At 55.1% G+C, this 20,912-nt stretch carries 7 protein-coding genes and 7 pseudogenes; 4 read left to right on the top strand and 10 right to left on the bottom strand.

Annotation, left to right across the window (positions count from 1 at the left end; all coding sequences use genetic code 11):
• Window positions 1-126: 126 nt before the first annotated feature.
• Window positions 127-287: pseudogene (locus GC125_RS00185) on the top strand (integrase core domain-containing protein); the annotation flags it as partial.
• A 996-nt stretch (window positions 288-1,283) separates the two neighbouring features.
• Here the strand turns inward: GC125_RS00185 and GC125_RS00180 are convergent.
• Together GC125_RS00180 and GC125_RS20155 are read right to left on the bottom strand one after the other, a co-directional pair.
• A complete protein-coding gene (locus GC125_RS00180; RefSeq protein ID WP_151983190.1) occupies window positions 1,284-7,328 on the bottom strand; it encodes a peroxidase family protein in 6,045 nt (2,014 codons plus the stop codon).
• A 277-nt stretch (window positions 7,329-7,605) separates the two neighbouring features.
• A pseudogene (locus GC125_RS20155) lies at window positions 7,606-7,839 on the bottom strand (IS66 family transposase); the annotation flags it as partial.
• A 331-nt stretch (window positions 7,840-8,170) separates the two neighbouring features.
• Between GC125_RS20155 and tnpA the strand changes: the two are divergent.
• Window positions 8,171-8,338 (top strand): annotated as a pseudogene (tnpA, locus tag GC125_RS00170) (IS66 family insertion sequence element accessory protein TnpA); the annotation flags it as partial.
• A gap of 64 nt (window positions 8,339-8,402) precedes the next feature.
• Here the strand turns inward: tnpA and GC125_RS20325 are convergent.
• Both GC125_RS20325 and GC125_RS00160 read right to left on the bottom strand, forming a co-directional pair.
• Complete coding sequence (locus tag GC125_RS20325; protein ID WP_151983189.1) at window positions 8,403-8,531, bottom strand: transposase; 129 nt, start codon at window positions 8,529-8,531, stop codon at window positions 8,403-8,405.
• Window positions 8,532-9,163: 632 nt separating this feature from the next.
• Window positions 9,164-10,147: a hypothetical protein gene (locus tag GC125_RS00160; protein WP_151983188.1), complete on the bottom strand. Its 984-nt coding sequence runs from the start codon at window positions 10,145-10,147 to the stop codon at window positions 9,164-9,166.
• Window positions 10,148-10,925: 778 nt separating this feature from the next.
• Here GC125_RS00160 and GC125_RS00155 point away from each other — a divergent pair.
• Window positions 10,926-11,994 (top strand): annotated as a pseudogene (locus GC125_RS00155) (IS3 family transposase); the annotation flags it as partial.
• A 50-nt stretch (window positions 11,995-12,044) separates the two neighbouring features.
• On the opposite strand, the pseudogene GC125_RS00150 reads toward GC125_RS00155, so the two are convergent.
• Window positions 12,045-12,349, bottom strand: a pseudogene (locus GC125_RS00150) (integrase core domain-containing protein); the annotation flags it as partial.
• A gap of 52 nt (window positions 12,350-12,401) precedes the next feature.
• Between GC125_RS00150 and GC125_RS00145 the strand changes: the two are divergent.
• A pseudogene (locus GC125_RS00145) lies at window positions 12,402-13,512 on the top strand (IS3 family transposase).
• A gap of 28 nt (window positions 13,513-13,540) precedes the next feature.
• Here GC125_RS00145 and GC125_RS00140 read toward each other — a convergent pair.
• From GC125_RS00140 to cysC, 5 genes and pseudogenes are all read right to left on the bottom strand, one after another.
• A pseudogene (locus GC125_RS00140) lies at window positions 13,541-14,014 on the bottom strand (transposase); the annotation flags it as partial.
• 174 nt (window positions 14,015-14,188) lie between these two features.
• Window positions 14,189-14,800 carry a sulfotransferase family 2 domain-containing protein gene (locus GC125_RS00135; protein WP_151983187.1) on the bottom strand — a complete coding sequence of 204 codons (612 nt, stop codon included), beginning with the start codon at window positions 14,798-14,800 and terminating at the stop codon, window positions 14,189-14,191.
• A 109-nt stretch (window positions 14,801-14,909) separates the two neighbouring features.
• Entirely contained in the window at window positions 14,910-17,690 is a 2,781-nt protein-coding gene (locus tag GC125_RS00130) for a glycosyltransferase (RefSeq protein WP_199864373.1), read from the bottom strand.
• Between the two features lie 930 nt (window positions 17,691-18,620).
• Entirely contained in the window at window positions 18,621-19,454 is an 834-nt protein-coding gene (gene cysQ / locus GC125_RS00125) for a 3'(2'),5'-bisphosphate nucleotidase CysQ (RefSeq protein ID WP_151983185.1), read from the bottom strand.
• A 1-nt stretch (window position 19,455) separates the two neighbouring features.
• Window positions 19,456-20,912 (bottom strand): adenylyl-sulfate kinase (gene cysC / locus GC125_RS00120; RefSeq protein ID WP_151983184.1); only part of this gene is annotated, 1,457 nt, incomplete at its 5' end.

Here is a 20,912-nt window from a genome sequence, read left to right as displayed (position 1 = left end):
GCCACACGCCGCCCATGGCGGACAGCCGCCCGCCGTGATCTACTTCACCAGCATCGAAACCGATCAGCAGGTGCAGGCAGTAGCTTAAGTCACGCCGAAATCTGTCCAGGGATCGGGGGGTAGCTCATCGCACCGGGAAAACCGATGCAGAATGGTCTAGTGGAAAGCTTCAACGACAGGTGAGGGACGAATGTCTCAACGAGTACCTGTTCCGCAGCTACCGCCACGCACGAGAGATCATCGAGACATGGAGAATAGACTACAACCTGCACCGACCCCACACGAGCTCACATCGAACGAGTTTGCAACCCGGTCCGGAATGGAGCACAACGTGAACAGAGCTAGCCTATGAATAAGGTCATTCAGGGGAGCCGGTCAATTTCAGCGACGGGGATTCCGTCGGCTCCCTGCTTCAAAATGAACGTCTTTTGTGCGTCCGAGAACTTCGATGCCTTCATCGTCTTCCGCTCCTCCCAGCTAAGGGCCGCTATAGCGGAAAACTTAGTTTCCAACGATCCAGTTTTCAGCGATCAGAGCATGCCCAGTCGAGTTCGAGGAGAATGCTATGTTAGCTTAGCCTGGTGTCCGAAAAGCTGGCAGCAACCCAGACTGAGGTGTTGGAATCAAAATTTGGTGAGACAGTCTTGTTCCAGAAGGCGGTCGCGACCCCTTGGAGGGCTATCCATGCTGAATCGCGACCGCCATCGACCCTCGTTCTTCGATAGTGGGAAAACAGATCGAGGGCCAATCTGAATTTTAGTAACAGAGCCTACCAATCCCATGTACCTAGCACGATCAACGATTCTGATGTGCCATAGTCGGACGCTGCAATGATCTAAAGCACGTCCTGCGATCAATGTCCTGACTGTGATGTAGTTCAGGGTTATAAGACTGATTCAACGTTCATTTTTGTAAGGAGGACGATGGCAACGGCACTCAGCGGCGATTCTCAAGGCAGCAGAACATGATCCAGATTAGACAAGACGCGCTCTGGAGCTAGGAGACGCGTCCAAACATTTTAAGAACTACCGGTACGGCGGGCCATCTTTGGATCCCCCGCTGGGATTACAAGGGGTTGCTCTGATACTACCTTGGACCGCCAAAAGGTGAAGTTTTCCGGCGACTTCACGATCGCCGGCTGGCTGCGCCGACGGAGCAGGCTGGATTGCACACCGGAGAGGTAATGTTCGCTGAACGTCCAGCCGTTCCAAAAAGCAGAAAAAAAGTCTCATCCACTCTCCCAAAAAAAGTGGATGAGGCAACTAGGGGCAGCAGCAGATGTCTTAGATCACAACTTCTGTGCTCGTCAGATTGTGTAGTCCCCGGATCGCGATTTCAAATTCTGCGTCACCATCGCTGTCAACGTTTCCGGAAAGTATTGTGAATACACCATCTTCCGTCGTCACTTGCGTCTGGCGCAATTCGCCTGCGGCCGTAAATGCGCTACCGGCCACGAGCTGGAACTGTTGATTTCCTGCAGTTCCAATGTCCGCATCTATCGAAGACAGATCGATGAGATCTCCAGGTTGGAAAGAAGCAATTTCATCACCATGTGCCCGGAGCGTTGACAAGAACACGAACGTATCTGCGCCTTGCCCCCCCTCCATCACATTGCGAGCTTCGCTAGCTGTGATCATGTCATTACCGGATCCACCGACGACATTCTCGATCATGTTTAAGGTGTCGATCGATCCATTGATATCTGTGACGGACCCAGTCCAACCAGGACCTGTACGAAGATTGATTGTTAGGTCCTGCGTTACTGCGCTGTAGTCGATGGTATCAACGTTGCCATCTCCCCAGTAGGTGTCCTGCCCATCATCATCGGCTGCAACGAATGTGTCGCGGCCTTGCCCCCCCATGGCGCTATCGTCTCCCGCTCCGCCTTCCATTCGGTCGTTTCCAGTGCCGCCATCAAGCGCATCATTGCCGTCGCCACCTGACAGCATATCTGCGGCGTCGCCTCCTTGTAGGTTATCGCTGCCCGCGTCCCCATGCAATGTATCGGCGCCAATGCCGCCTATGAGCGTATCGTTGCCATCCTCGCCGTGCAAGGTATCGTTCCAAGCGCCTCCGTCGAGAACATCGTCACCGATGCCCCCAAAGAGCTGATCTGAACCGTCCCCTCCTTGGAGATCATCGTTTCCAGCACCCCCATTGAGGTGGTCAACACCACTGCCACCAATCAAAATATCGTTGCCGGCATCGCCGTTCAGGGTATCATGCCAATCTCCCCCATCGAGAATATCGTCACCGAGCCCACCGATCAGAGTGTCGTTGTGGTTGCCGCCTTGCAGGTTGTCAGCACCGCCGCCACCGTTCAGTTGGTCATTGCCGCCCCCGCCTACGAGCAGGTCATCTCCGAACGAGCCAGTGAGTATGTCGTGCCCTCCGGAACCGTCCATAACATCATTCCCAATTGTTCCGGAGACGACATCCGCGATGAGCGTTCCAACAAAGTTTCGTCCTACCACCTGTGTTTGAAGCGAAGCGAGTTCCTCTGCATTGCCTTGGTCATCCATGAATTGAATGATGGCTCGAACCGATTGATTCACTTGCTCGGCTTGAGGCGTGAACGTTGCTCCGGTGGCACCAACTATGTCAGTCCATGTCGTGCCGATGAGAGCCTGCCATTGTATTGTGAAGACTGATCCACTGATCCCATTCCCATCGGCGATCTCTGAGAAGGTGACCGAGAGAGGTTGTCCTTGCGTTGGTGTGAGGTCGCTGATTTGAATATTGCCGGTCGCAAGATCATTTACAGCGACGATGTCATCCGCAAAATGCAATTCCTCGACATTGAAGATCGTATCCGTGCCATCGGAGACGAGGGCGCGTCCCGTGTTGGGATCGACAACATTACTGACCACGTTCTGCGTGACCGTAGTGCTGCCGTCGTTATTTTGCGTGATCGTATAGTTGTCAATCACGTCGTTGAAGACGGCCACGTCGATGGACTGATTATCCTGGCTGTCGATGATTTCACGAACGATCTTCATCTGGCCCGGCACGATGACCCGGTCGAGCATAAGCTGGAACAGCGACTGCCCCTGCCAGGCTTCGATCGCGAAGTCGTCGGCAAAGACGTGCTTCATCGTGTCGACGGACGCGAGGGCAGCGCCAGTGCCGTCGGGGCTGGTGTGGATCGCGATCCGAACATTGAGCCAGCGGTCGCCGTCAATGATGTCGTCGCCGCCATTGCCCTGAATCCGGTCTGCACCGCCACCGCCTAACAGCAGGTTGCCACGGTCGAAGGCGACTTCCAGTTCACGCTCCTCCGGCGTCGTGCCGATCGGGATGGCAATGAGATCACCGAGCATCTCGCGCAGGCCTTCGATACGGTCGACGCCGGCCTGCGTCAGTTCATCCTGGAAGAAGATATTCTCCGTGGCTGCCACCGTGTCACCGGGAGCGATCTCACCGAAGGTGCGGTCGTCGCCGAGCAGCGTATCGTCGTTGTCCCAGCCCGATAGCGCCTCGGTCTTGTCGAAGCGGTTGCGCAGGATATCCTCGGCTTCCGTCGTAAATATCGGGATGCGCATGTTGGCATAGCCGTCGAACGCCATGCCCTTGAAGATTGCCCAGTCGAAGCCGAACATGCCTTCGTTGCGCATGACGCTTTCGCCCTGGACCATGATGTCGTCGCCGGACTCGGCATCGAAATCATGCTCGTCATTGCCGGCGAACATGACGTCGTGGCCCTTGATCGCCGAATTGAAGAACAGTTCGGAGTTGTCGCCGGCCGTCGTATCGAAGCCGCCGCCGGCCTCGATCCAGTCGTCACCCTCGTTGCCGAGCAGGAAATCCATGTCGTCGCCGCCGAGGATAAAGTCGTTGCCGGTGCCGCCGAAGACTTCCGTAGCGTCGACGCCCACGAAGACCGCGTCGCTGCCGTCGCCCCCCATGATGATGTCGAGACCGTTGGAGTTGGCGATGACGTCATCGCCCTCATCACCCTTCAGGAAGTCGCCGGTATCGCCCGAGTCAGTGATGATGTCGTTGCCTCCGCCGCCATTGACCAGGTCGACGCCGGCTCCGGACTCGATACGATCATCGCCGGCGTCGCCCCAGATGCCATCATCGCCTAAGTCCGTGACGATGGTGTCGTTGAACTGGGTACCGCCGACCACGACATGCTCGCCACCAAAGGTGCGGAAGTAGTGCGCATCCACGCCGGCGGTACCTGGATCGTCTCGGATGACTTTCTTCAGGCCGAGCGCGCTGAGCGTGCCGTCGTTGTCAGACGGATCGACGCTCAGCGGATCATCGGGAGCATAGTCCTGCTGCTTGCTCGCATTGACTTCGAAGACGAAATCATAGGCCGCGAAGGAATCTACGCCGATATGGCGGTCGACAATATCGTCCGCAGTACCGCGGATGCCGTCGGCACCGGCCTGCGCAAGAGCGGTATTCGCCATGATCATCTTGGCGAAGGAGTTTTGTTCAAGCGCGTTGAGGAAGTTCTGGCCCTGAGTTCGGGTCAGGTAGTAGAAGCGGTCGCCATCCTGGAGGTTCTCCATCTGCAGTTCGAACACTGCGTTGAAGGTGGAGCCCAGCATGCCGCCGAACGGCATCTTCTTCTCAGCGAGACCGCCGATCCAAAGATCGATGCTATTCAACCCGCTGTTCTCTGCGTTCCATGTCCCGGTGCTGTTTAGGAATTCGACCCGACCCTCAAGGGTCGAGGTGGCGCCGGTGGCGTCCACCCCGAAGACCAGTTCCATAGCGGCCGCACGCTTCTGTTCCATCGTACCGGTGATGGCTTCGTGTGTGCCGTAAGCAGCGATGAAGTTCACCACCGAGAGCGGATTCTTCAGGTTGGCTGCGAACTCGGTCCAACTCGTGTACGGCGTCAAGAACGTCGAGCCGCTGGCATCGAAGAGCTGTTCGCGTGCCTGGTTGAGGGTCGGCATGCCGGTGTCGCGGCCACGGGCGATGTTGATCGTGGCAAGGTCGAGCGGCAGGCCGAGCAGGTTGTTGCGCAGCGCATTGACAACGAACTCGTCGATCTCGTTCCCGCGCTCAATCGTCATCCCGCGGACGATCGCAGCTGCGCCTTCGTCATGGGAGATGGCGCCACCGTTATCGAACAGCACTGGATTGAGGAAGGCCTTGACGAGGTCGATCTCGGTACCGGGTGCTGTATCCATCAACTGCCCGTTCGCATCAATGCGCGGCATGTTCTCCGTGAGCATCGAATGGCCGAAGCGATAGATGACGTTGGCGAATTCCGAGAAGATCGAAGGATCGACGTCGGTGATCGAGTTGAAGACGAAGACGTCGATATTGGGTTGGATCTTGCGCCCGAACTCCTCGAAAACCAGATGCTGGTACTGCATCTCAGTCGCCATACGACCGGCCTGAAACAGGCGTTCGCCGTCCCAGGCGAAAGAGTCGAGCAACGCAGCGCGAGCATCGGGATCCGACGGGAAAGTTGTCGGCAGACTGGCGGCTTGCGCAGGAGTGAGATCTACGGCCAGCCACTCGTTGATGAAGTCGACGTTCCCACTCTGCAGGATCGTCATCTTGTGCATTTCCACCTGGCGATTGTGCTCCGAGTGGAAGACATGGTGGACGGCAGTCAGGCCGATGTTCTCGTTGCCGCGGCCATCGCCGGTAATGTAGTGGCTGTCAAGCAGCTCATCGTCATACGCGACTTTCCGGCCTCGGAAATCGGCGGCGATAACATTGCCGTTGTCGGTATCACCGTCAGCTGCAACCACGAGCGTTCCCGGCGTCGCGGGGTTGCCATCGGCGTCGTAAATGGTGCCCGGGACCGCGTTGTGCGCAATGTCGTCGAGGAAGGCGTTGGCGGTGCGAATTGGTCCGAGGCCACTGTTCAGAGTGGCGATAACAACGGGAGCACCCGGCGTGCCGCTGACGACGATATCGTCCGCGGTGTTCGGGGCACCGTCCGCGCCGAGGCCCACGACAACCTGCGGGAAGCCATTATCGTCGCGGATGAATTCTCCGTAAGCGTCGGTGCGCAGCAGCGGCACGGCGAAGACGTCCATGTCGCTCAGTTGGATGCCGAGCATGTTGAGCGCCTGTGCCTTGACGTCGGCCCAGGTTGCAAGCCCGCCCTCGGCGCCATCGAGCAATCTACCGGTGGCCAACGGCTCTCCACCAACCATCGCATATTCGCGCAGGAACACCTGGTGCGACGCATGTGACGTGTAGGTCTGGTTCTGATCGACGAAGGGTGTCGTAACGTTGCGTTGCGTCAGCTCGCCGCCGGGACCGGGGACATTGGTGGAACGCGTCAGCGCCATGAAGCGCAATTGTGCGGGCAGGTCGTCGGCGGACTCGTCCTGCGTCGTATTCGGATCGTCGCCGAGAACCCCGTCGGTGCCCGTGACCAGGGGATCGTCGTCGGCAAGCGGCACATAGATGGTGCCGTTGCCTCCCTTGGAGATCAGGTCGAGGCCATGGTCGAAGAACTGGCCAAAGAAAGTCATCCAGGCGTTGAACGGAGCGGACAGGCCTTCATCCGGCGCGACGTTGGGAATGTCGATCGAGCCGTTGTTGAACGTGATGCCCTTCTCTTCGGCGAGTGCCATCATCGCCGCCTGAGGGTCGGCCGCCACATCTTCCGCCACAGCCAAAGCGGCCTCTGCCTCCGACAACACCACCGTTGCAGCCTGGATCGCGTCCATGCTTCCAGTGTTGCCCGGCGTATAGGCAGCGACGGCGTCATCCAGGTCGTTTTGGGCGGTCGTCAGAGCCGTCTGCGCCGTCGCCAGTTGTGCGTCTGCCTCGGCCTGCGTCACCTTGCGCGCCAGGATTTCCTGCAGATCAGCTATCGGATCTTCGGAACCGGCAAAGGTCAGCGCGGCCATGATCGCCGCCGGATTCTTGATCGAGATGTCGACGATCAGATTGGAGATAGTGCGTGGATCGGCGTCTGCGACATCGCCCGGGACGCCGTAGTTGCCGTTGTTCAATACCCCAGGTGCGGGTCCGTTGACGTCGATGGAATCGCCGTCAGTATCATTCACGTAGTTTGGATCGAAAAGCCTCGGCATCGGCTGGTTGGAGGCTCCCCAGGTCTCGCGGCCTTCGACCAGACTATTGGAGGAACCGTCGACCGTGCGTAGACCGTTCGGAACGTGCGGATCGGGGATGGCGAGCTGAAGCGCGACGGTGGGATGGGTGGCCGGGCTGTATGGCACGCCGCCCACGTCCATCGTATTACCGAGCGGATCGACGTAGACCTGCCTCAGATCGACCGCACTACCTCCCGCGTGAGCCGTGGAATTTGCTTCGGCGATCTTGATCTGCTTCAGAGCGAATTCAAGATCGGCGAGATTGAGTTTGAACGCGGCCATGACAACTTCCTCCGTATCCAGGCCTACCCCAGCGGGTGCGGCAATTATTTTTCGACCACTAGTGTTCTGCACATAAGACTGTGCCTAACGATCGCGCTTCGCCCCAAGACGACCATCCAGCCATCTGTCAAACGTTGAGTAATCGTGAATTGGGTCTAGCTCAAAATCTAGCGTACAAAGTCGCGCGTGCTTCGAGGACCTCAGAGCAAGCCTCGGTTAGACTTTGTAGCATATAAGCCGTCGTACCTTAGTCGGATCGAAATTCATCCAATGGTCAGATACGTCCGTCGTGGACAAAGTCTGCGAAGCCACTCCAGCGCTTGAGCATGTAGCCCATAGCCTGCGCGACCAACGCATGACGCGACAGCCCGGTCCGTTCCACACGCATCCAGCTTTCGAACGCCTCAAGGAGCGGCAGGCTTTAAGTCCGTCGGCGCTGAAGGCGCTCCTCGGCCGTCCGGCCGTTGATCACCCGCTCAATGTCGAACAGGGCATCGATGCGCTTCACCGCCAAGATCGATCTCGATCATCCCCGCCCTCCGGCGACCTTGACGTGCTCCCCTGAGATGTTGCCGCTTTTGGGTTAGCCTGTTCTTCACCGAAGGAGACGGGCAATGAAGCGATCACGGTTCTCGGACGAACAAATCATTGGCATTCTGAAGGAGCATCAGGCGGGNTCGGCCGTCCGGCCGTTGATCACCCGCTCAATGTCGAACAGGGCATCGATGCGCTTCACCGCCAAGATCGATCTCGATCATCCCCGCCCTCCGGCGACCTTGACGTGCTCCCCTGAGATGTTGCCGCTTTTGGGTTAGCCTGTTCTTCACCGAAGGAGACGGGCAATGAAGCGATCACGGTTCTCGGACGAACAAATCATTGGCATTCTGAAGGAGCATCAGGCGGGCATGACGGCCAGTGAGTTGTGCCGCAAGCACGGGATCTCGGACGCGACCTTCTACACTTGGCGCAAGAAGTATGGCGGTATGGAGGTGTCGGAGGCAGCGGCTCCGGCACAACTTCGACCGGCAGCAGCGCCGGGCTGGGTCCGTCCGTCCGCTGGCGCAGCCGCTTTCATCAGCGGAAGAGCTGGCTGGAATGAATGCCCGCCGAACGAGCCACCTCCGACGTCGTCTCGCTGGGCTCGAACGATGCCGCGATGAGACGTTTCTTCTCCTCCCGCGTCCAGCGTCGCCGACGCTCCAACCGACGTGATCACTTCCAATCGACGTTTAGTCATAGGACTACGCCTGGCGTTTGCAGCAGCACTGGCAGCGATCACCTACGTCAAAACGAGGCGGCCTACGCCGGAGGGTTACTCGCCAGGCGTAGAAGTAGCTCTACACCGTCATGAAGCGCTGGAAGTCATTCGGCAACAGGCGCCACTAGCGACCTCTCTACGCCATGTAGAGGACCGCGTTCGCCACCTCGCACAGGTCGGCCACGCGCGCGCCGACCGGATTCGGTCCAAGCAGGAGCGGCGTGATCACCGCCCTTTCTCCATCGCTTAGGTCACTTGCGTAGTGCCTGGCCTCGCTGGCTAGTCACGATGGGTAATATTCAGTCCACGGCGTCATGCTCCTCATCGAATCTTCGCAAATCCGACAGAATACCAGCCTAGTGACATCACTCAACTCTTTGTAGGTCAGTCTCTCAGACGATGGGTCGCGGCGCGGACCTCCCGTTGGCCTGTCTGCTCTGGCAGATCCATGAGGCATTTTCAGCGCAACGCTGGGCGATCCCCGCTGCATTTGGGATCGATTGATGGGGCTTCCAACGTAGAAAAGCGCACGTTTCGAAAGATCAACTAAGTCTGCCACTAAACCGAGGTTGATTGGCTATTTCCTTTCTAGTGCCTTGAGTCGTGCGCGCAGATCGGACAGCTCCTCCGAAACATTGCCGAGCGCCTCGAAAAGACATGCGATCGCGAAATCATGCTGCTGAATAACATCACCTGTCTCCGCGACTGTTCTATTTGCTTTCACCAAGGAGCGAAGCTTCATCGCCGCCTCCGCCCCTATCAATTTGACGTTGTCTTCGTGAAATGAATCCATAATGCGCGTCGACTGAGCATCAGATAATCTATATCTTACGCTGGTAGCAAGTTTAGATCTTGCGCTTATAAATTCTTCAATTCTTCGATCGTGGGGATTACTGTAGACGCCGGCGTGACGTGCGAGTATGTCTAGAATTCGAAAGTCAAAACTTTCGTTTTGACTTTTATCGGCGATTTCAAAAGATTGACTCTCGTTACTGGGTAATTCAAGCCAATCTAGAACCACTGATTCGAGTTTTCCCGGCAAAAGATCCAAACTCAGAACTTGGACGTTATCCATTCCGGCAACACTGCCCCAGGCCTCGAAGACCTCGCAATAATTTGGCGTATGCTCAAGCAGTGCAATATCAATATAATGGTTAAGTGTTTTAGCTGTTTTTGATTGCCATTGCTTCCAAGCTGAATAAATCCAGTCATCTTGGCGGCGAATTATATAAAGCACTTTAAACTCAAAATCCACGGCGAGTGGTCTAAAAAGCTCCGCTGCCGCCGCAATACTTAAATTCTCCGCTGAGATCACGATTTTATCGCCCACAGCGGAAGCAAGCTTCGATTTCAGCTTTTCTTGGCCGTGAGGGTCCTCAAGCAGTGACTGAATTAACCAGAGAGGGTTGCCACCGCGACCAATAGTGTCCAAATTCTGATTGACGACTTCATAGCCGAGTTCCCGAAGCCGTGCCGCATTACTAAAAATAAAATATTGCAGCGACGTCGAGGCCGCTTTGGGACTTCCGATATGAATGTATATAGTTTTCAGCTTACGCACACTGATATGTTCCTGGCTTTTGTTGCAACGAGTAATTAAAGTTAAGTAATCGGTCTAGCCGTTGTGAGCTTGACGAACGGGCACGAGGGTTCAAGTTTCGGACCATTCTGCTACTTCTGCTCTGCGATAAAACAAAAATCAGGGCCGCGATCTTGTGGAAGGCAAATTCATACCGGACCGCGGCCGCTTCGACCTTCAACCTTCAACCTTCAATAGTTGGGTAACAAGATCTCGGGTCAACTGAAATTTGCGTTTTGAGGGGTGTTTAAGCGCTCTACTTCACATTCATACCGTGGCGCGGCGACTGTTGTCAGATGGCTTCTCTCGTATATTGTATCACTTTGTCCGTTTGGCACTGTCGCTCCAACTCGGATTTAGGCGCGTGAACCCGACGTGCATAGTTATTTTCGATTAGCCGCGGACTACGTAGCACTTAGGTGGCCGCCAAGATTTGGTCCAGGCCGACTCGCGGAGGCTGTCCTGCTATTGCGGGACGTTTCAAGATAAACTTCCGCCGCGCGACCGACATAAAGCATGCGGCGATACGTGCCTCGCGTCAACCGGGGGCCAGCTGATCTACCCCGAAGATCCAGTCGGCTTGAGAGAATATCGGTGGTTCGCCCTTGGGTGGCTTGCGCTCATGCATCTGCGAGAGCCAGGTATGCGCCTTCGGTCCCTGGAGCGCACCCCATTTTGACCGGTCAGCTGGCATAGCCGATAAGGCATAGGCATTCGCCTATGAGTACGACTATGTCCAAGAGTTCTGATGTCGTTTTAGCGGATCAACGTCATCACCTCCGCCCGCCGTTTCGGGGTCGCGCCAAACCTTTTTTATCGATGGCGCAGATTGCTGAGCGAGGGAGGGTCGGCCGCCGTGGATTCAGACGAGCCGGTGGTCGGCAATTCGGAAGTGAGAAAGCCGGAGGATCGTGTTCGCGAGCTTGAGCGTATGCTCGGCCGCAAGACGATGGAGGTCGAGATTCTCCGCGAGGCCCTGTCCAAAGCAGGCCCAAAAAACAGGCATTGCGGCCGATATTGTTGCCGAAGGACGGTTTCCGGTGATGACGATTGCACAGACCTTGGGTGTTTCCCGTTCCAATCTCATCGAGCGGCTTGAGGGCAGATCGAAGCCACGCGGTCCCTATCGCAAAGCCGAAGATGTCGAACTTCTCCCCGCCATTCGGAACTTGGCGGATCAAAGGCCAACCTATGGCTATCGGCGGATCGCAGTCCTCCTCAATCGCCAACGGCGAGCTGCGGTTTAGCCGGTCGTCAACGCCAAGCGGGTTCACCGCATCATGCGCAACAATGGTATGCTGCTCGAACAGCATACCGCTGTCCGCAAGGGCCGCTTTCATGACGGCAAGGTCGTGGTCATGCGTTCGAACCTGCGCTGGTGTTCCGACGGGCTGGAGTTCACCTGCTGGAACGGCGAGGTCGTCCGTCTCGCTTTCATCATCGACGCTTTCGACCGCGAGATCATCGCCTGGACGGCCGTCGCCAATGCCGGGATATCCGGCTCGGACGTACGTGACATGATGCTCGAAGCCGTCGAAAAGCGTTTCGGCGCGACCCGTGCCCCGCAAATGATCGAGCATCTATCCGAGAACGGCTCCGCATACACGGCGCGAGAGACCAGGCTGTTCGCCCAAGCGCTCAACCTGACCCCTTGCTTCACGCCAGTCGCCAGCCCCCAATCGAACGGTATGTCGGAGGCTTTCGTCAAAACCTTAAACACGGCGCTCCGGCTCATCGACGGATTGATCGAGGATTATAACGAGATCCATCCCCACTCCGCGCTCAAGATGACTTCCCCAAGGCAATTCATCCGAGCAACAGCAAACTAGCCGAACTGTCCGGTGAAACGGGGGGCACTCCATGACGTTGCCCCCAGTTTCTATCCAGTTCTGATTTGGTTTCCAGCGTTCGATGTACCCTGCTGGGCGGGTGAAGCAATGGTCGCTGGCGCGGATCCCTTTGTGGTTCGAAGTGCAAGCGGACGTCGCAGATTGAACGTGTTGCGTACTCGTCTGGTGTTTGCCAGCCGATCTGTGAACGCGGGCGGGCTCTGTCGTAATCGGCACGCCCTATGGCGATCGATACGCGGGCTTGGGCAAGTGAGCTGAACAGCGTCTCATAGAAAAGTTCATCGCGCAGGCGGCCGTTGAAGCTCTCGATGAAGGCATTTTTGACGTGCTCCCCTGAGATGTTGCCGCTTTTGGGTTAGCCTGTTCTTCACCGAAGGAGACGGGCAATGAAGCGATCACGGTTCTCGGACGAACAAATCATTGGCATTCTGAAGGAGCATCAGGCGGGCATGACGGCCAGTGAGTTGTGCCGCAAGCACGGGATCTCGGACGCGACCTTCTACACGTGGCGCAAGAAGTATGGCGGCATGGAGGTGTCGGAGGCCAAACGGCTGAAGGCTTTGGAGGAGGAGAATGCCCGCCTGAAGAAGCTTCTGGCAGAGTCGATGATGGATGTATCGACGCTGCGCGAGATGCTGGCAAAAAACTTCTGACGCCCGGCTCAAGGAGAAATGCCGTGAGTTGGGCAGTCGAAGAGAAGAATTACTCGCAGCGGCGGGCCTGTGCCCTGGTCGGCATTGCGCCGCGTGTCTACCGATACATATCCAGCCGGTCGGACGATGATGCTTTGCGAGCACGTCTGCGGGAACTGTCATCGCAGCGACGGCGGTTCGGCTACCGCCGCCTGCACCTGCTGTTGAAGCGGGAGGGTGTCGCGGTGAACTGGAAGAAGCTCTACCGGATTTACAAGGAAGAGCGCCTGACGGTCCGAAAACGTGGCGGGCGCAAACGGGCTCTGGGCACGAGAGCGCCGATGGCCATTCCGCAGAATGCAAACCAGAGGTGGTCACTCGACTTCGTGTCGGACGCGTTGGTCGACGGCCGTCGCTTCCGCATCCTGTGCGTGATCGACGACTTCAGCCGGGAGTGCCTGGCGACAGTGGTCGACAACTCGATCTCGGGCGAACGTGTCGCTCGTGAACTGGATGCGATCGCCGAACGGCGCGGCTACCCCTGCATGATTGTCAGCGACAACGGCACGGAGCTGACGTCAAACGCCATGCTGGCCTGGCAGCAGGATCGCGGCGTCGAGTGGCACTACATCGCACCCGGCAACCCATGCAAAATGGCTTCGTGGAGTCGTTCAACGGCAGGCTGAGGGACGAGTGCCTCAACGAGCACCTGTTCCGAAGCTACCGCCATGCACGCGAGATCATCGAGACATGGAGAATAGACTACAACCTGCACCGGCCCCACACGAGCCTTGATGGGCTCACACCGAACGAGTTTGCAACCCGGTCCGGAATGGACCACAACGTGAACAGAGCTAGCCCATGAATGGGAACATTCAGGGGAGCACGTCACTGAGCATCACGAGCAGGCGTCGATAGCCGAACCGGCGACGCTCCTGCGCGATCGCCTTCATCCGCTGGCGCAACTCGTAATCATCCGGCCTGCCGCTCTCATAGCGAACCGTCATGCGGCAACAATCGATGGCTTTACACGTCCGCCGTTCGCACGTCCCGAAGGCTCCCTTCAAGTGGGCGACAGCATTCCGCTTGGCTGCAGGCGTCACCACTTCTTTCCCAGTAGATCCTTCAGAGCGGCATTGTCGAGCATCGCATCGGCCAGCAGCCGCTTCAGGCACGCGTTTTCGCCGTCAAGGCCCTTCAGGCGTTTCGCCTCCGGCACCTCCATGCCGCCCAACTTGGCCCTTCCATTTGTAGATCGAGGCATCACTCACCCCGTGCTTGCGACAAAGGTCGGCCACCGACACACCGGCCTCATGCTCCTTCCAAATGCCGATGATCTGTTCGTCCGAAAAGCGGCTACGTTTCATGCTCTGGTCCTCTATTGGCCAGAACGAACTTCAATCCGGATTAAATCCCAGAGGCAACGTCACCGTCAACGCTGAGCCAACGTGGCAGCACAACACCGCTTACGTTCTTCTGATACTTCTTGGAATAGTTAGATGTGCCCCGAAACGATAGGCCGGACATTCCATCGCGGAGATCTATCTGATCACTGCATATCCAAACTGTTCAAAGTCACGCCTATAGAACTCCTCGATCTTACATCTGTCCTGCAGATCCCAATCAACCCGAATCTCGCTGTTGCTGGTGGAATTCTCCTTACCAAGATTCGCCGGCGGCACCTCACCCAAAAAAGCCGCAACCTCTGCCAACCCGGTTTCCAGGCCGTCTTCCAATCGCAGCACCCGCACGCCTGATCCGATAAACTCCCATTGAGGACGAAGGTGATTGTCGAGATGGAATGCGTTCTGACGCGCAATTTCCAAGCTGCCATCCAGCCAAGTCGAGAAGCTCGAATGTCGCCTCCAGAAACCCGTCTTCTGAATAGTTGCTTGCATTCGAAATTCACTCTCGAGGCGGTCGTAGGGGTTTCTTACGAAACAGAAAGAAAAATCGAAAAACTGATCACCGAACAAAGCTCTAAAATCCTGCATCCGATAATGTTGCGGAGTGCATTTGCTGAAGGCGGGAACGCCGACCGAATGGAAATGTAGGTGGCTAAGGCCACCAAGCCATCCTTCGACAGTAGTGCCACCGGTTTTCGGTATATGGATAAACAAAACTCTTTTTTCGTTATACTCGATGAACGGCATGCTTCAACTTTCTTCATTGCCTCGCAGCGGTGCCACTCAGACATACTAGGCTCAGCAGCGCAGCATCCCAATGCAGGAACACGCATTCACCATAGCGAAAATCACCGTTCTAGCGAAACCGTATCGCGGTTTGATAGGCCTTTTCATATGCTTCCAGCATCCGATCAAGATCAAATTTTCTCGCAAGACTCTTCGCCCGGCGCCCGTATGAGCTTCGCACCTCAAGATCCAGCATTGTTTCCATTGCATTCGACAAACTATCAAAAAAACGATCGGAGTCTCGCTCACTCCTGATGACAATTCCTGCCTTTCCTGCCCGACCACTAAGCATTTTTTTAATCTCTCCCACATCTGATCCAATTACCGGCACGCCTTCCTGTAGCGCTTGTATTACGCAAAGCGGAAATGATTCTCCTTGAAAACGGCTTGGAACGAGGGCGACGTCCGAAAGTCGGTAAAGGCCATTGATTTGGGATTGATATCCGAGGAAGTGGATCGACTCGCCGGGTTGTATATCAGCAACTATTTTATCTGCTTGATCACCAGATCCCACAAGAATAAGGTCGAACTTGCCATCAGGAACTCTTTGCTTCAGTTTGCGGAAGGCAGTCACCGCTGCCCTCCATCCCTTGCGCTTGATCCCCCTGGCTACCAATGTAAATACGACAGAGTCGGCATCGATGCCCAATTCTTCGCGTGAAAAAGCGAAATCGTCTAAATCATGGGCGAGTGCGTTTGGTATCTTCTTAAACCGGCTGCGAGCGATGGGAATGCCATCAAACACGCCAAGATTCTTTTCAGCGGTGTAGACCCAGTACGTTACTCCTCTGAGAATCTCAAATAGAAGTCCAAATGCCTCCCGCCCCACGCTGTCGTACGATCCATGCATCGTGACGACATATGGGAGATCCAGTGGCGGCTCATTACCGCTGAGCAAAAACATATCACAAGACATCATATGGGAATGAACAATAGAGGCTCCTATCGCCCGGCCAAACTCACCTCGCCCTATACGTTTTACATCGCTTACGTGATAGACGGGTATACCCGCATTTAGATCTCCGACCATATCCCAATTTATTGAGCTCATGTTGTAAGCAAGCATAGAAACCATGTGGCCTCGCTCAGCCAACCTATTCGCTAGCTGAATGGGAAAGACTTCCCCTCCGCCGGAATGAAAGCCAAGGAACGCTATAACAACGTGTTGGTGCGAGCGCTGCGCCCCCAAGATATCTTCGATCGGGAAACGCTCTTCAAACGAGCCGTATTCGCCATCCATTTTCAAATAGTGATACTGCGTTCGGACGCTTTCGATAAACCTTTGTCGATTGGCTTTCGGGATTCCCCACATCGATACGAGGTGTTGAGCTATGTATGCGTGCTCGTTGATATAATCTAATCGCCGATTCGGTATGCCTGATGTATTACGGTCATGCTGGCGAAAGTAGGCTTTTGCAGATGGTTCGTAGACCGCAGATCCCGTACCTATGAGATAGGTGTAGAGGTACCAGTCACCGGCGACTTTAAAACCTTGGGCTCGCTTCCAGACCGACTCCGGAAGTGTACAGCGGCGGAACACGCATCCTCCCACATTAACGACAACGTTATGGACACCGAACGCGCCGTCGAACCACTGCTTCGCTGTTCGCCTCAGTGGTTTAGTCCATACACCCGCTTCTGCTTGCTCCCGAAACTCATCCAAGCCTGAAAACTGAATACCAGACTCGTCGACAAATTGAACGTCGCCAAAAACCAAATTGACTGACAAATCCTTAAAATGATCGACACTCCTCTCCAAAAAATGGGGATCGCAAAAGTCGTCACTCTCGCATATCCAGATTAAGTCTCCACTGGCGACTTTTATACCTTTTTCCCACTGTTTAAAAACATTACCTGAGTTCCGATCATTATATATTGTCTTTACTTCAACATTGTGTTCTTTGATATAATGCGCAATAACCTCCCTGCTGTTGTCGATAGAATTATCGTCGAGTATAATTACCTCAATTCTTTTGTATGTCTGACCAAATATAGAATCCAATCGTTGATGCAAATACGATGAGTGGTTATAATTTGGAACGATGATAGAGACAATCGGAGAAAAGTCTGCAATAGTATCAGCGTAATATCGGCCTTCGCGCATTTCTGCGCGACCATTTCGGCAATAGTGAACAAATGGATTTATGTTTGCACGACGAATATCGTCATTCATCATGCGGTAATACTCGACGGAAAAATCTTGATTGGGATCAAACCCGTCGCGCCATCCAACCTCTAAAAAATGCTCAATCGGTTCTTGATCATCAGGAATGGACCAGCCGTAGTGCTCCAAGTAGAATTGCTTATCGAAATGCGCCCCGATCACTGCCGCATCTGCCGACAGAACGCTCGTAGGAGCAATTTCTGAGACTGTTTCCATCTCTTCGCGGCGAACTCGTTTTTTCTCGTCGTTCATGGAAGGAGGGCGCTGTTCTTGACTGCAAGCGATCGGCGTACGCCCCTCCTTCTTGCCATGCAAAATGAAATGGATGAGCGGATTTTCCCCTGCGCGTAGGACGTCGGGATAGAATTCCAGATACCCGCGCATAGAAAACCACTCAGCGGGGTCTCTTAGCTCCTGCAGACCGTGCTCTATAAAATGGTTGAGGAGAGGTAGGCCCGATTGAACCACATCAGGATTACGCAATGCGTAGAACGCTGGATCGAAAAGCGCTTCAATTTCTCTATGAAACTCCGCCGGAGCAAGTTCGTGAGGCGCAGGCACACTAAGCAACGGAGCATTAAGCGGAGACGCATCGCGGGCTTCTGCTCGTCCCGCTTGAATGTAATGTATAAGGGGGTTTTGGCCAGAAGCCCTGACATCAGAGTATCGCGCAAGATACGCTGCCATACAAAAGCTTGGAGATGGATCACGCAACTCGAAAATGCCGTGATCCAGGAAATGTACTAGCGGGTCGCCGCCGGACTTGGCGACGTCCACGTTGCAAGATAAATAATAACTTGAATCAAATATTCTTTCGATATCCTTTCGGTGCTTTTTAAGATATCGCCTGCTCAGAATCTTCTCTATCCGTCTGCACATATTATCTTTTCAAACCCTCTTGTGCGCCGGCGCTTCGATATCGCATGCGCCAATCGCCGGTTTCTGTAATGCCTCTCTTCGAAGAAATATAGCCAGTGCTTTTGGAAGGATATATTGCGTTTTCAACGAAGGCCTCCAGCGGACTAGCTTCTAAACTTGGGCGGTCTCTTGACGTGCTAGTTTTCATTCCGTATGGCGCTGCGGAAACATATCCGGAACGTCACCAGGATACAGGTTAGCGCAATGTGCTCGCATATCGCAATTGTGGGCTACACCGTACATGGATCTAAGATCGCGAAGGGTCTCTCAACAGATTGATCCTTCCTCGGAATTTGGCGACCATAACCAAGACGTCGCTTCACGATTATGGGATAGATCATCATAAACAGGTTTGACCCAGCCACGTTGTTGAGCATCGCCGCAGCTGACTACTACTGAGGGGCAGGGAGCATTGCTGTTTAGGTTACTAATTAAGTTTTCTTTTAAATTCGGATTATCTTCTTTTGCCAAAATAGATTTCACAGATGACTTTTGCGCTATGGATAATCCCAAAGTGCCGAGGTAAGCACGGCCATCCCAAAAGCGATTTGACTCCGGTACTACCGATCCTAGCAACTCCGTCTCAACCTCAGCCCATTCGCCGTGCCAGTGCAGCGGCTTGACGATTAAATCCGATGCCCCGGTCCGGACTAGATATCTGCCCGTACGCAGTGGTTATTTCGCGCTCCAGCATTTGACTCATAGGGGATAGTCGGCCCCTATTGCGATAAAGGCGGGATTGGCGAAATCATTGGTCGTCCCGTCATGGCGCTTTCCGTAAATTAAATCTCGTCCTGAGGTATCGACTGTCCGTCCACCAGCGGCCCGAAGGATTGCGTCGCCGGCTGCTGTATCCCATTCCATGGTACGCCCGAAACGGGGATAAACATCGGCTAGCCCCTCAGCGATCATACAGAATTTTAAGGATGACCCTGCAGAAACAACTTTCTGCACGCCCTTCCGCTTAATGAACTCGTCGGTCTCGAAACATCGATGGGATCTGCTTGCGACGGCAATCTCCATCTTACTCGGTGATCTAACGATGAGCGGCTTGGAGTTTCCGCGCCAATCCAAGCTATTGACGTCTATCTCCACGGTGGAAGCTTCAGATCCCCGTAACCCAGAGTACATTCGTCCCAAGGCGGGTGAGATGATTGCTCCAGCCACGGGCGAGCCTTTTATGATCAAAGCGATGTTAACCGTGAAATCGGTTCGGCCTGCAAGAAACTCCTTGGTCCCGTCAAGTGGATCGACGAGGAAGAAGGTATCACCAAGATCATTCGCAATCTGGCCGCTTGAAGCTCGTTCTTCGGCCACAATGGGTATTAATGGATGTTGTCGTTCGAGCATCGTGCATATGGCGCGTTCAGCCTCCACATCGGCCGTAGAAACGGGTGATTGGTCGGACTTTAGTTGAACGGTCACGCCTCGGTGGCGCTGCTGCATGATCATTGCAGCTGCTACCAACGCGGCATCTTCAATTGACCTAAGGAGAGATCTCCCATGGTCGGTGGTTAGCACTAGCTCGTCCATGTCAGATACCATTGTGCATTTCAAAATATTCGTAGACCTGCTGAACCAGCTCTTCGATCGAGTGCTGCACTGTTTGTAGGTGTATTTCGGGGTTGAGGGGGGGCTGATATGGTGAGTCGATACCGGTGAAGTTTTTGAGCTGACCAGCGAAAGCCTTTTTGTACAACCCTTTGGGATCACGCCGGGCACATTCGTCGAATGGCGTATCGACATAAATCTCAACGAACTCGTTAGGACCAATAACCTGACGAGCCATTTCACGCTCCGCCCGGAACGGTGAGATGAACGAAACAAGCACAATAAGACCGGCGTCGGCCATTAATTTTGCAACTTCAGCGACGCGGCGGATGTTTTCGACGCGATCGGCCTCCGTGAAGCCGAGATCGCGATTGAGACCATGTCGAACATTGTCGCCATCAAGGATAAAGGTATGGCGTCCTTCTAAATGCATTCGTTTTTCAACAAAATTGGCAATAGTCGATTTGCCGGAGCCCGATAGTCCAGTGAACCAAAATACGGTCGCTTGCTGCTTTTTCTGACGCGCACGAGCGATGCGATCAATGTCTAGCGCCTGCCAATGAATGTTTTCCGCGCGCCTCAACGGGTGACGGATTAGGCCGGCCGCGACAGTTTCGTTGCTTATTCTATCTATCAGGACAAACGAGCCAGTAGCCCTGTTCTCTTCATAGGTGTCAAATACCAACCGCTGTTGTGTCGAAATGTTACATTTGCCGATTTCGTTAATCGAAATCGATTTAGTCGCTATATGAACGAATGTATTGATATCAATACTCGCCTTTATTTCTGTAATTGTCGCATTGATCGATTGTGTTTCAGTCCGAAGCAGGTAGGACCGGCCGGCGAAAAGCGGGTGTTCAGAAAGCCAAATGATATCACAGCCGAATTGGTCGGCTGCGGATGGTCGCTCGGTAGCGGTCGAGAGTATGTCGCCGCGCGAGCAGTCTACCTCGTCGGCCAGCACTAGGGTGACGCTCTGTCCGTCACGCGCTTCTTCGAGATCGCAGTCGGTGCCGTCATGCGCCATGGTGACGATGCGCTTGATCCGCGTCGTAACGCCGGATTTCGCAACCGCGACCGTGTCGCCGACGGCGATACGGCCCGAGGCGACCTGGCCCTGGAAGCCGCGAAAGTTCAGATGCGGCCGGCTGACGAACTGGACGGGGAAACGGAACGGCTTGCCGGCGAGATCGTCGTCGACATTCACCGTTTCGAGGTGACCGAGCAAAGACGGCCCGCCATACCAGGGCATGTTCGCCGACGGCGCGATCACATTGTCGCCGAAGCGGGCCGAGAGCGGAATCGCCACGATAGAGCGGAAACCCAGCGAAGCGGCAAATGCCTCGTAGTCGCGCCGGATCGCCTCGAAGCGCTCCTGCGAAAAATCGACCAGGTCGATCTTGTTCACGGCCAGCACGATGTGGCGGATGCCGAGCAGCG

The organism is Rhizobium sp. EC-SD404, assembly GCF_902498825.1.
Taxonomy (GTDB): domain Bacteria; phylum Pseudomonadota; class Alphaproteobacteria; order Rhizobiales; family Rhizobiaceae; genus Georhizobium.
Note: the sequence above shows the minus strand (reverse complement) of the source record. Positions and strands in the feature narration are given on the sequence as shown.